Source organism: Pedobacter sp. (genome assembly GCF_035566355.1).
GTDB lineage: Bacteria > Bacteroidota > Bacteroidia > Sphingobacteriales > Sphingobacteriaceae > Pedobacter.
Genome location: NZ_DATMRL010000260.1, coordinates 23,869 through 36,874, shown reverse-complemented (window position 1 = coordinate 36,874; position 13,006 = coordinate 23,869). Strand labels below are relative to the sequence as shown.

12 protein-coding genes are annotated in these 13,006 nt (G+C 39.8%); all 12 read right to left on the bottom strand.

Going from position 1 to position 13,006, the window contains the following annotated elements; translation table 11 throughout:
• A partial coding sequence (locus VNZ46_RS10300) for a beta strand repeat-containing protein (RefSeq protein ID WP_414693486.1) occupies window positions 1-2,688 on the bottom strand: 2,688 nt, incomplete at its 3' end.
• 52 nt (window positions 2,689-2,740) lie between these two features.
• Complete coding sequence (locus VNZ46_RS10295) at window positions 2,741-3,088, bottom strand: hypothetical protein (RefSeq protein WP_325560086.1); 348 nt, start codon at window positions 3,086-3,088, stop codon at window positions 2,741-2,743.
• A 19-nt stretch (window positions 3,089-3,107) separates the two neighbouring features.
• A complete protein-coding gene (locus VNZ46_RS10290) occupies window positions 3,108-5,207 on the bottom strand; it encodes a hypothetical protein (protein WP_325560085.1) in 2,100 nt (699 codons plus the stop codon).
• Between the two features lie 514 nt (window positions 5,208-5,721).
• Complete coding sequence (locus tag VNZ46_RS10285; RefSeq protein ID WP_325560084.1) at window positions 5,722-6,270, bottom strand: hypothetical protein; 549 nt, start codon at window positions 6,268-6,270, stop codon at window positions 5,722-5,724.
• Window positions 6,271-6,351: 81 nt separating this feature from the next.
• Complete coding sequence (locus tag VNZ46_RS10280) at window positions 6,352-6,501, bottom strand: hypothetical protein (RefSeq protein ID WP_325560083.1); 150 nt, start codon at window positions 6,499-6,501, stop codon at window positions 6,352-6,354.
• 526 nt (window positions 6,502-7,027) lie between these two features.
• The gene (locus VNZ46_RS10275) at window positions 7,028-8,221 is read right to left on the bottom strand and encodes a hypothetical protein (RefSeq protein ID WP_325560082.1); all 1,194 of its coding nucleotides are present in this window, start codon (window positions 8,219-8,221) and stop codon (window positions 7,028-7,030) included.
• On the bottom strand, window positions 8,221-9,261 hold the full coding sequence (locus tag VNZ46_RS10270; RefSeq protein ID WP_325560081.1) for a hypothetical protein: 1,041 nt from the start codon (window positions 9,259-9,261) through the stop codon (window positions 8,221-8,223). Before VNZ46_RS10270 ends, VNZ46_RS10275 begins: the two co-directional genes overlap by 1 nt.
• Window position 9,262: 1 nt before the next feature.
• Window positions 9,263-9,985, bottom strand: coding sequence for a hypothetical protein (locus tag VNZ46_RS10265; RefSeq protein WP_325560080.1), 723 nt, complete (start codon window positions 9,983-9,985; stop codon window positions 9,263-9,265).
• 12 nt (window positions 9,986-9,997) lie between these two features.
• The gene (locus tag VNZ46_RS10260) at window positions 9,998-10,291 is read right to left on the bottom strand and encodes a hypothetical protein (RefSeq protein WP_325560079.1); all 294 of its coding nucleotides are present in this window, start codon (window positions 10,289-10,291) and stop codon (window positions 9,998-10,000) included.
• Window positions 10,291-12,063: a hypothetical protein gene (locus VNZ46_RS10255; RefSeq protein ID WP_325560078.1), complete on the bottom strand. Its 1,773-nt coding sequence runs from the start codon at window positions 12,061-12,063 to the stop codon at window positions 10,291-10,293. Before VNZ46_RS10255 ends, VNZ46_RS10260 begins: the two co-directional genes overlap by 1 nt.
• On the bottom strand, window positions 12,063-12,788 hold the full coding sequence (locus VNZ46_RS10250; protein ID WP_325560077.1) for a hypothetical protein: 726 nt from the start codon (window positions 12,786-12,788) through the stop codon (window positions 12,063-12,065). Before VNZ46_RS10250 ends, VNZ46_RS10255 begins: the two co-directional genes overlap by 1 nt.
• A gap of 2 nt (window positions 12,789-12,790) precedes the next feature.
• The gene (locus tag VNZ46_RS10245) at window positions 12,791-12,994 is read right to left on the bottom strand and encodes a hypothetical protein (protein WP_325560076.1); all 204 of its coding nucleotides are present in this window, start codon (window positions 12,992-12,994) and stop codon (window positions 12,791-12,793) included.
• Window positions 12,995-13,006 lie beyond the last annotated feature (12 nt).

Genomic DNA, 13,006 nt, shown 5'->3' with positions numbered 1-13,006 from the left:
AGGATTTCCAGGTTGTCCTTGAACATTAATATCTCCGTTAGATCCTACGCCGCCAGTTCCACCAGATGCAGCACTAGCTTGTGCATTAACAAGAGCACCTGCGCCATTACCACCCACTCCGCCGGTAGCCTGCAGAGAAGATGCACTGAAGGTGGTTGTACCGCCCGTTCCTCCAGTACCGCCGCCGCCTCCTGCAGACCCAACCGCTCCTACTGTATAAGTGTAGGTAGAAGCAGCAGACGCTACGTATAATCTGGCATAGCCTCCACCACCACCACCGCCTCCTGCAGAGCATGTGCCAGTATTACCAGTACTTCCCCCTCCGCCTCCTCCGCCGCCCACTACTTCTACTAATATAGAGGTAACCCCAGCAGGTTTTGTATAGGTTTGAGCAGTACCTGTAGTAAATATTTGAAATGATTTTAAGCCACCCGTTCCCGAAGTTGCAGGACTTGCCCAACTACCGTCTCCTCGCCAAAATGTTGTGCTAGATGCAGATGTTCCACTATTCAAATTGGTTACAGGCAGGTTCCCAGTCACACCATTAGCAAGATTTACCTGGGCCCATGCAGGATTATTGGAAGTACCTGTATTAGAAAGATAGTTTGTAGCAGTGGTACTTTTCGCAAGTGTAGATAAAGCGCTCGTAGAGGAAGCATAAAGAATATCCCCCTGACTATAGGAGCCAATACCTGTGCCACCGCGCCCAACTGCTAATTGACCTGACCATCCTAAGGTCATGCTTACAGCTTGTAAAAGAGCCGTAGCAGGAGTTCCTCCGAGTGTCATCGTCACGTTTGTATCATTGGTCTCCGTTAAAGCGGCTCCTGCAGGTAATTGCGACGTAGTAGCAAGAGTCCCTGAAGTTGGGAACGTGACAGCGGTCGTATTGGTCATCGTAAAGGTAGATGCAAAGGCCCCTGAGGTAGTTAAACTACCACCTAGGGTTATAGTACTTGCACCATTGTTAACACCCGTACCACCTCGTGCTCCTGATAAGGTACCCGTCCAACCAAGAGTCATTGATACTGCTTGTAATAATGCAGTGGACGGCGTTCCTCCTAAAGTCATAGTAACATTGGTATCATCAACTTCGGTCAATGCTGCAGGTGTTGGAAGTTGCGAGGTGGTCGCTAAGGTTCCAGAGGTTGGAAAGGTAACTGCGGTACCTGCTGTCATCGTAAAACTTGTATTAAAAGCCCCAATCGTGGAAAGGTCGCCACCTAGGGTTAAGAAGCTACTTCCATTATTTATGCCAGTACCACCAAAGACCGGAGATAAAATTGTGCCATTCCAGGTTCCTGTGGTAACAGTGCCCAAGGTGGTTATAGTATTTTGACCAATATATGTCGGGTCAATGTTGATTATGGGTGTCGTGCCTCCTGTAGAGGTAATGCGCCCGGCAGTTCCGGTGACACTTGTGACCAACCCCGCTGCTGTCGTGAATGGCACCCAAGTAGAGCCATTCACAGTACCTTCAAAAACAGTCGTCTGACTATTGAATCGAATAGTACCAGCCCCTCCTGCTTGTTGTGCACTATTACCTTCTGGCAATGTAACCCCACCAGTACCTGGTAATATTGGATTTGATGCAATGGATAAGGTAACGGTTCCTGTAGGATTTGAGGCCACGATTTGATTTGCAGTTCCGAGGATACTAGTTACAGCCCCTGTAGTTGTCGCGAGTGTGCCCGAGGTAGGAAAAGTGACATTTGTAGAACCCGTGAAATTGAATACAGCTGGGAATGCGCCACCTAGAGTGAGCGATCCTGCTGTAGAGATAGCGCCACCTAGGGTTATGGTATTTGAACCGTTATTGATGCCTGTGCCACCGAAAGCAGGCGTTATAACAGAACCATTCCAGGTGCCCGTAGTAATCGTACCAAGTGTTGCAAGGGAGGTTTGGCCAACGTAGGTTGCAGCTATATCTATAACCGGATTAATGCCACCGGTTGAGGTTATGCGATTAAGTGTACCTGATACAGAGTTCACTAAGCCTGTAGTTGTTGCAACCTGCTCCCAAGCGCCAAGAAAAGAGCTATAAAATTCAAATACTGCATTAGTTGTGTTATAACGAATCATCCCATCTTGTGGAGATATTGGCCTTTGTGCCGTAGTTCCAAAAGGAATGAGGGCATTTGATGTGCCTGAAAACTGTGGATTAGGCGCTATAGAAAATTGAGGGTTTCCTGTTCCTGTGGGATTCGTAATAACGATTTGATTAGCCGAACCAAGTAAGGTCAAAGACGATAAATTTCCACTGGTATTTTGTACTGCTAAAAATCCTGTAGGCAGAGTAGAAAGTGCAAAACCATTTACAAGGGAACTTGTATTTGTCTTAACAATAAAGTCAGCATTTGCAAGATTTTGCACCGTTTGACCACTTACAGACCCCTGATTTAAAAGGCCTATCATACTAGCGCCGTTGCCAACAGTATTTGCGGCTAATCGCGCAATTAGAGCTGCTACATCAGAGCTACCACCCAGTTGATCCCAAACCGTACCATCCCAGAATTCAAATTGTGAAAAGTCAGTGTTATATCGTATGGTGGGAGTTGCAGGAGATACGGGACGCGTTGCTGTGTTGCCTGTTGCAGCAAATTGTAATTGCACATTTGCTTGAACATTTGCCCCTGATAATAAGGTAGGCGCTATCATGCCAAGCGAAAAATCACCGCCGCTAGTCATCTGACTAATTTTAAGCGTCTGAACCATCATAAATCCTTTTATGCGATTACATTTACGGCAATTGTCTTAATGATATCCCAAAATATGCACCAGTTGCATCCGGCGTGATAAAATGCAACACATCTCCACCTTGCGCGTAGCGCTGTGATCCATCTGAGCCTGGTCTAAACTCCGTATATTGTTGAGTATTCGAAGTTCCTGTAGTTGGAACAGTTCCCGTGGTATTTGAGCTTACAAAAATATTTGAGTTCTGAGTGTAGCCAAAACGTATTGAATATTTATTAATAGAAGTACCTGGAACGGTGAAAGATTGACTTCCATTAGTTGCAAGATTAAATTGTACGCAAACATCCGAAAATGGTACAGTTTGATCATAATTACTATTGTATAATATCGCCACAATTATAACTCCTTTTATATTAAGTGCCCATCCTTGAGTCTGCTGAGTAGTGAAACGAAATATAAGCATCTGTTGAATTAGATACACTACCAGCTACGGATGCAAAAGGACTAGCTGTTTGTGTAACTGATATAAATTGAACTCCTTTATTTCCGTTATTCGCTGAATTCCAGCCCGTTGTAACTATTTCAGTAGTAGCGCCTATTTGCACTGCATTGTCTCTAATATAAACTGAAACATTATTGATAAGACCTGCTTCATTATAAAAAACTAAAGATGCATTAGTCCTTTTTACCTCGTTGTAGCGAATATCAAAAGACCTTGGAAATACCACAATATTCCCACCGCTGGTGAATACGTTACAAGTTCTAACCAAAGCACCACTGGCATCACTAGTGGTTAATAGTACGCCTAAATTTTTAGAGCTTTCAAAATAATAATAACAACGTTTTAAGGTCTCATCAAAGGTTAATATTTGTGCATCCAGAGCAAAGTCATTTCGACATAAAGACACACGTTCGAATAAAATACTATCTGCAGTTGCCGCCTGATTCATATTATCGATAGTATAAATTACAATTCCTAAGGTCATGGTTCCTGTTTGGTTTGCAGGTAATGTCATTCCTTGAAATGAATAGGTCGAACCCTGGGCGCCAAAGGTATAAATTGGATCATTGGTAGGTGTTATAGCTGTCCATCCTGCTGCAAAAACTGGATCGCCTGCTCCCGTCCAACTAGATATTGGTTCAGCCGAGCCAATAGTAGACGGTAATGTTGTTCGCCAAATAAGACGCATTTTAAACCTTACACTACTACTATGCGTTGGACTTAAGATATAAGCTCTCACTAAAGAGGATAATGTATATCCCCATACATCTCGAATTGTTCTAGGGTCGATATATTGAATCATCGCAAATCTATTATTAGCAGTAACTGCTGTTACCTGAAATGCAAAGTTTTGAGCTGCAGTGCCTTGCGCCGTCGATACCTGAGAAGCACCTGTTTGCTGATAAATAATGGTCTGATCAGCCGTATAAGCACATTGGGATGCTAAGGTAGTGTTAGTAACTGTCGTAAATTGCCAAGGATTTAATCCAAAATCCCACCCCGTCAACAAACTTTCTTTAGGCTCGGTTAATAAACTATTACGATAATAATGGAAAGTATAATCTTGTTGGCGTTCTATTGTGTCTTGGATGTATGGAACAACCGTTGGCATATTAGATACAACTAATTGAATACTAGTTATGAAGACATTCCCTGTTATCGGTAACTGGATTAAAAAATCAACGTAAGCCGCTGGGGGTAAATCAGGGTTTGTGGTTCCACCTAACGTACCAAAGCCACGATATTCATTGAATACGCCGTCTACCGTGGCCGTTAAAACAGTGGCTAATAGCGTTGAATTTGAATCAACTAAGGTCGCTGTAATAACCTGCGGGGCACCTTGAATCAAAGCCGTTATCGATACTGCCACCGTTTGATTTGCCCATTCCATCCCGTTTTGTTGAAATCTCTGTCTTAATACAACACTGCCCCAACTACTAGTATTAATTTCTAAGGCATAAGGCGCATTCGTGGGATTAATAGTTGAAGGACTATCATTTAATGGCACCTGGGTCAACGTAACGGTTCCTGTGCCTGTTAAAAGCAAAGACCAACCCGGAGCCACATCAATCGGACTAACGCCGCTTGCAGCGCCTGTGTAGCTAAATGGCGTGGTAAAATCTATTAAAGAGAACTGTGGGTTCGTGATTTGATTGTCACTAATGGATGCAACCTGAGTAATAGGGCCAATACCACCACTGCCTGGTGTGTAATTCTCAACCAAATAAATAAGGGGATCGCTTTGATCATCGCCTTTCCTAAATTCGAGTCTGTATACCATGGGAGCAGCAGAACTACCAGTATCCCAATAGATGTCTACAGGAAGAGTACCATTGGCTAGAAATTGAATTGGGTTGTTCCAAGGAATTAAACCTGAGGGATCGTGGTATACAATAGCTGGCAAATAAGGAAATGTATTTTGTAAGACAAATAGAAAATACGTATCGTCAAAAGGTAATGCGGTTAGATCAACTTCGAACCAAATAGGATTAAATGACCTTACAAACGGCATTATCACACTCCTTGTGTAATTTGATTTATATTAGCATGTTACTCACGAATTGCTAGACTAATAACCGATTTTTGTAATCCTTTCTTACAATTAAGACAAACTACTGCAATATTTGGTAATTCATTGTTCCAGGGGTCATTGTCGATATGATACAAAACTAAACAAAAGTCATGTTCTTTATAGCCACAAAGCTGACAATGCTTTCCGTAATTTTGAAATACTAGTTTCTTTAAGCCTAATCGACATCCTGAGCCTTTTTTAAGGATTCTTTGGGATTTATTTAGAGCCAGTTTTTCTTTTATTTTAGCTTTGTAACAAATCTGACAATGTTTAGAGCAGAACTTTTTCTTTGATCGTTGAAAATATTTAGAACCGGTAACTTCCGTACTACAATTCATACAGTTAAATATAGGCGCCTCTACATTCCTATTAATATGACAATCATAACTGCAGTATTTTGCTGTATGTACTCGAAATAGAGGTACATAGAAAAAACGTGCACAGACTCTACACTTTATATTTTTGCCATTCCTTTGTCGCATTTCATCATCTCATCTAATAGTGGCTGTAGGTGTTTAAAATCTGGCCCTAATTTGAAATTTCCTTTTTGACAGTATTCTAATTCTTTTCGTTCTTCATGGGTTAAAAAAGAAAAAGGGTTTTCGCTATTGTCTTTATTATTGTTTTTAATATTGTCTATAGGTATCCCAGCTAGTGGGGTCATTAAACACCCCAAAATGGGGTCATTAAACTCTGGAAATGGGGTGATTAAAGATTTATCACCCTCTTTAGTGGGGTGATTAAAACTTATACGATAAATAGGAATTCTGTTCCGATAACTAGTATTTTTTCCGGTATAAATTAAGATTTTTTTATCTCTAAATATTTTTAATATGGATTCGACTTTATTTCTGCATCGACCGCTTTTTTCCATGATCTGATCAATAGTAAGAAATACTTCATTATCTTTATTAGCTGTGAAGCAAAGAATCGAAAGAATGTGTTTTTGTGTTGCAGTAAAACCAGTTTGTTCAAAACATAGTCTTGTTAGGTCTATACTCATTTGATATACTATTCCTGTTGTGTGTTGTTGAAAGCCGAACGGGTTAGCGCCCATATGTTCGGCTTTGTTTTTGTATTATACCTATTTTTTATTTTTCTTCTTACGCTTTTCCCCGGATTCCGAGTATGCAATTGCTACAGCTTGTTTCTGAGGTTTTCCTGCGGACATTTCAGCTTTAATATTATCTTTGAACCCTTTAGATCCTGGTTTAGCTCCTTTCTTCAATGGCATTTCATTCTCCTTAAAATAATGATTGTTTTTTGGTCATACACATGGTACAATGTACTTGTAATACTAACCCACACAAATAGGTGTAACATGGACGATAACTTTTATAAAGATAAAAAGGATAATAACAAAAGGCGCCAGTTGAGTTATATTGGATTTAAAGTTTTTGTAATCATATCTGGGTTGTTTATGCTGTTAGGATATGAGTTTAATTGGTTTTGAGGGTTTAGGATGAGTAAAGATACTGAGCAATATATTGAACATGAAGTAAGATTGAGATTAATAGAATCTCAAAATACAGATATCTATAGGAAGTTTGAAAAAATTGAGGAACGGATAGAAAGGATTTTCGATAAACTTGATTCAAAGATTCATTCTAATTTCTTATGGACTATTGGGCTTATAGGTACATCTATTGTTCTCCCTGTGATTTTACATTTACTGAAACTTATTTGAGGTTTATTATGGGTTTTATAATATTTTTTACAATCTATATATTAATTTGTTGGTGGGCATTTGATTAATTATTTTATTTGAGGAATTTTTTTAATTCATTATATCCTAACAAACCACCTATAGTTCCATAAGTTAAAACTTTCTTTACAGAAGGATTATGAAGAAATATCCCTGGATGATTCTTAGCTAACTGCACCATAAATTCTTCATCTTTTAATAAATTCTTAACAGCAGTTTTGGGGCGCATTTTTCCTGCTTCATATTCTGATAGGTCTTCAAGCCTTGTATAAGGGATAACGTTTTCTCTATATTTGTTGGCAAGATTAGTATAACCCATTGCCAACTTTGGGTTGCTACCAAAAGCGTTCTTTGAAAACATGGCTTCTTTAATGCCTTTACGTGTCTCAAGTACATTCTTATAAGTTTTGATTTGACTAGGTGTTAAACCAGTCTTCCTGGATATACTATCAAGATGCCTTTCAAATGCTCCAAGCTCACTATTTGCCCAATGAGCATTTTCAATAGTTGGTTCAGCTAAATATTTTTTAAGTGCTGTATGAAATTTTGGTTGTGAGTTTTTAACAATATTAGAGTGCATATCTACAATTTTTGGGGATGGTAAGGCATGCGTAAGTCCTGCATTATGGGCTTCTGAAAATAATTTAGTGTAATCTTTTTTCGCAATTCCCATTTCTTTCGCTTTCGCCTTAGATAACTGTTTTACAATTCCTTTGCTAGTGATCGCAGGGATTCTTGCTGTAGCCGCCTCTGGAGCCATAAATAAAGGCGCGATAGCACCAATATCATGAAACAATTCATCACCTCTTTGAGACTCACCAAGAATGGCATGCTCTAATCCTGTATTACCAATCTTTAACTTTTCAGCATAAGGAGCAATTTGTTTAAATAAAGGTATATTTTTTGAGCCAAGATAGGTATTAATATTTAATGGCAGATTGTATAATCCTTTAGCTCCTTCTAAGAGTCCAGATAAAATCCCAGCCCCACCACGACCAATTCCTGACAAAGGATGTTCAGATAATTGTTGTCCTGCTTCTGAGAATTCATTAGGCAATTGCATCGCTTTATTGCCTGCTGCAAATAATAAATTTAATCCCGCATTACCAATATCTCCCGGAATACTAGCTATACCTTCATTTTCATGAGTCGGCATCATTGGCGCTTGTGGTAATTTTGACTCTGCTGGTCCTTTGATACGAAACCCTGCATTAGAATTAGCTAGACCTTTTATTTTATATTGAGACATTATTGTGCCCCTAACTGTCTAGCTTGTGCATAGGTCATGGTCTCTTCACCATTTGGACCTTCCACAATCACCAAATCAGTGTCTTTATAAGATGTATCATGACCTGCTAAAACTTTCGACCTTTCTATAGAACTCAATAATTCCTTTTTCATAGATTCAAGTTTTCCTATCGCCACTTGTTGCGATTCTGCATGAGAAGGTTTTAAAGCTTGGGCGAGTTTTAAGGCAACAATATTGCCCCTAGACGAGAGTTTCATCTCAAGACCTGCAATTCTATCTGCAATCAAGTTTTGCCAAACACCAAAGTTTTTATTTTTTGTAGTCTTTGCATATAATTCTGGCAAAAATGTTTTCCCAAACATTTCAGGATTGTTTTTAGCAATATTGATTAATTCATCTACGCCTTTCAAAGAATTTTCAAGAACTGGAATATCTTTTTTAGCCGATATTTTTTCTTTATCTTGAATAACCTTGGCTTTGTTGGCAGTTTTTGCTTCTTCTAATTTGAGTTTGCTCTCCAAATCGGCAAATCTTTTTTGTTGTGGAGTTTCTCGAATCTGAGGCAATTTAATACCGGCCATATTTAAAGCCATTTGCTCCTCAGGAGTAAAGTTAAATCCACCTTGTTGTAATTGTTGCGGTGAAGGAGCTTTTACTGGAGGGCTTCCTATTTCTTCTAAATTTGGCATTCCAGAACCAGACATTGGCGACATTGGTTCTGCATTTGGCAAAGATTGTCCCCCATGAAGCCCTTGTAAAATTGTTTGAATATAAGCCAATTTCTTGGTTGGATCAGATTCCATCTGAGCTTTTTGTATTTGCAATTGTGCTAATTGTTGATGGAGAGGCGCCAAAGCCGCAGCCCTACCTGCAGATGCCTGCTGCAAAGCCAAGGCATCTTTATGTATCTTCATCTGCTGTGCTAATTGCTCACGTTTAAGAATGGGCTCCATAATACGCGCAAACATACTAGAGCCCGTATTAACACCCTGATTTAAAGCCTCACCAAAGCTTCCTGGCAACGGAATTCCTAAAGCCATGTCAACCTCCCGATAAATTCCATCTCTTGGCTAATGCGCCTCCCATAGGCCCTGCAAGCGCACTACCGAACAGGCCAATACCTTGACCTATTATGCTATTAAATAAATTACCTGGAGCATTCTGTTGTCCATAGGCCATCTGTGCACTATTGCCTCCCATATTCATCGCATTAGTGCCCTGATTCATGGCGGCCTGTAAAAGATTAGAGCCCATATTACCTGCAAGACTTCCTTGTTGTCCTGCAGCGCCCAATCCCCCAGTATAAATACCACGCGCAAGTTCAGCGCCTTTCATGTACTTATCCATCAAATCTGCTAGATACTGTTGACGATCCGCATTAGCGATATTTGTGGTTCCTTGCTGAATAGCGTGTAAGGCTGGTGTTGATCCAAGCAAACCTTGAGAACTTGCAGAACTTAAACCACGTTCTTGCGCCATATTCTCAAGTTGCTTTGCATAATCTGATTCGTGATAACCTTGTGTCCATTGGTTTTGGAGTCTTTCAGGATGCAATAACTCATCCATAGAGGTCGCCAATGGCCCGTAGGCATTTTGGCCTTGCTGATTGTAGGGATTGAGATAATCTTGGCCTTGATTATAGTATCTATAAGCCTGATTTAGCCCTTGATTATAGAGGTTTTGGTTTTCACCGTAGAACCTGTTAAGCTGGTTTTGTCCAGCCTTGTATCCTTTCCCAGGATTTAAAAAATCTAGAAAGCCCATTGTAAACTCCTTTTACGGATAAGCTGTTGTAGTAAACTTAACTAACGCCCCTGATTGCATCCCTACGTATTCGTTATTAGTAGTATCGTATAATAAGATACCATTTGTAAAATCACCTGCTGTAAACATGGCTGCAATTTGAACTGCTGTTAAATTGGGTGCGGTTAAAAAGTTAAAACTTTCTTCAATGTCAGCAATATCTTCGTTTAAAGTATCAACCAAATTAGTAACCCATTGGGTAAAGTCTTGGGTAAACTCATTTCCAAAAATAGGTGCTGAATCAATTCTATCTAATATCAAATCCATTAATTAGCCCCTCCGCTAGCACGCCTTGTGTTTCTGACAGCTCCCAATATCACGATAGGTGCCGGACTCACACAAACGAGCTTGTAACAACGGTTCCTTGAGGTTCCTAACTCATTCCATCGCATAATCCAGCGATACTCTCCTAATTGCCAAGGCTCTCTGGCATCAGCTGATAAAAAGGTCACTCCGCCATCATCTGAGATATAAAGCTCAATATGAGGCTTATAAAGTGCATTCCATTGGCTATCTGCACTGGTTGGGAAATTTGTTCCCTCTTGTATAACGTACTTACCGTCTTCCGTTACAATATAAATTGGATTAGTTGGCGTTGAACCTTCCCCAACAATAAAAACAGTATTTAAAAATGGTGCATCCGATCTAAAAAATGCCTCATCACCAAAAACAAAATCAATTTGCACGTAATCATCGATAAATTCTTCATAGGCCTCGAGTGCTAATTGACGCGTTACAAGTTCATAGCGCATAGGATATTGGGTAAAAGCATTCGCGTCTTGGGGGCCAGTATTTGGCGTTCTCAACTCATTGGTGTAAATATTCCCTGCCATCTCATAAATTGCTGAGTCTTCCTCAATGGTTACTAAATGAATATTATTAAAGAAAACATGTTGCTGAATACGATTACGCTCACCATTTAACTCAATAACACGTCCCCAGGTTTGTGTCTCAAAGTTATATTCAATGGCTACAGTATTGTCCTCATCTAAGTCCAGAATGTCCTCAGAAATAAAAATACCAACAACAGCCCGATAAAAAATAGTATTTTCATATTGATACAAGAAACCACGTACCGTTTGGGTTAAAAATGGACTGACATCCCCTGGATGGGTTGAGTCTTGTAATAGGACATTAATTGCCTGGGTTGATATATCTTGGGGTCTTCCGCCATCAGAAACGAAAAAGCTTACTGAACCCTCTTGATTTTGACCAAGCCATGTCATGCGGCCAAAGGATACAGATAGACTGAATGGATCTTCCATGCCATAGTCAAAATTGTATGAAGAGTTCAGTTTAAATGGAAACTCAAAAGTAGCTCCTGCTACGGTAATTTGCGTGCTTATATTCCCCCATATATCTGTAGTAAAATCATTAAAAATATATAACTGATTATGAAGAACCGCTAATTGTCTAATAATTCCTGTAGCTTGGGCAAATAAGGCTGCGCCATTTATCGTGAAACAAGTATTTAAATCAACAACAGAACCACCTAGATTTATTACAGACAAGGTAAACTGTGGCGTATTTAAGGTACTAACGACAAACCGATTACCAAAGGTTGCTACAAATGCAGGGCTTCCTGGATTATTTCCGCCTCCTGGAGCATTGGGGTCAGTAACTGTGCCCATGGTCACATTGGTACCATTTTCAGTAATAATGTAAATATTTGTGCCATCTGTAAGCATGATATAGACGACAGTATTAACTGGCAAAATAGAAAACCAAAGGTTACCGGTTAAGGAAACATTTCCTATAATCTTTTGATTGTAAAATTTGTCATATTGAAAAACTTGGGTGCCATCGATTACATAAAAAAAGTTAATAGATTTAAATATCAGTCGAGGCTCGGCGCTAAATATAAGCTGATTTTGTCCACCAAAGGTAATATGTTGGCGTCCCATAGCAGGATATAATGCTTGTTTCTTTTTTCCACTCTCTACTTGAATCCCATACCAATTCGCACAATCCATAGCACCAAATTGCGTGAAACGCTGACGGTCGTAATAGCAAAATATCGGTAGCTCTTCAATAGCCATTATATTCCTGCCCGTACACGCCATGCACCATTCAACAAACTTGCCCTATCCCCTGTAACTGACAAATTAACTTCAGAACTTGAGATCATAATATCCATTGCCTCGCGATACATAGCTTCCAATTGAGTCGTCCATGCATCAGCGCGACCTTTATACATAGCTACATCTTTTGCTGTTGCAAATAGAAGGTATCGCAAATAATAAGTAGGCAATAAATCCATGGTGGAATTGGAGGTTAAAGTAGCCAACTGAAACTTAGCTCTTAAGAAAAAGGTGAACGCCTGGCTTGGGGCTGGATAAATCTGTAAACGCATCAAAGTTGTTTCAGGATACATAATCAAGAAACGTGGCAATCCTTTTAATGGGAAATATTTGAAGGAGGCCAGAAACTCATCCCGTGATTCAGGAATTAAGGGATAATCTACGCCATCTAAATTAAGCCAGGCGGCCGTCATATTGGCCATGCGTCCTTGTGGAATTAATACTTCATTGGGAAGCGGTATGTAGGTTACATCTGCGCAAACTACATATTGCGTACCGATATTGACTATGGTATTCACAGTATTGGCAATCGTAATCATAAGCCCTGTTGAAGCGTATGCTTGTAAAAGCTCGTTTAATACTAATATAGCCAAATCTTCATCATCGCCATGCAAGGGTTGTGTCGGATTGCTAGGATTTATTAAACGATAGGATTGTCTTACAAATTGCCGTACCGTTGTCATAATTATCCCCTATTTTTTTGACCCTTTGGCTTTAACTCATCCACCGTTGTGAACCATTCACGACTTTTTACAGCCTTTTCATATTCTTCGTAGCTATTACAAAGCCGTCTTTTATCATCCTCGCCATATACAAAAACCCTAAAATCTTTCTTAGGAACTTGTCGACCTACATATTCGACATATTCAATTTTCTTTTCATCTTTCATCAAAAATCCTTG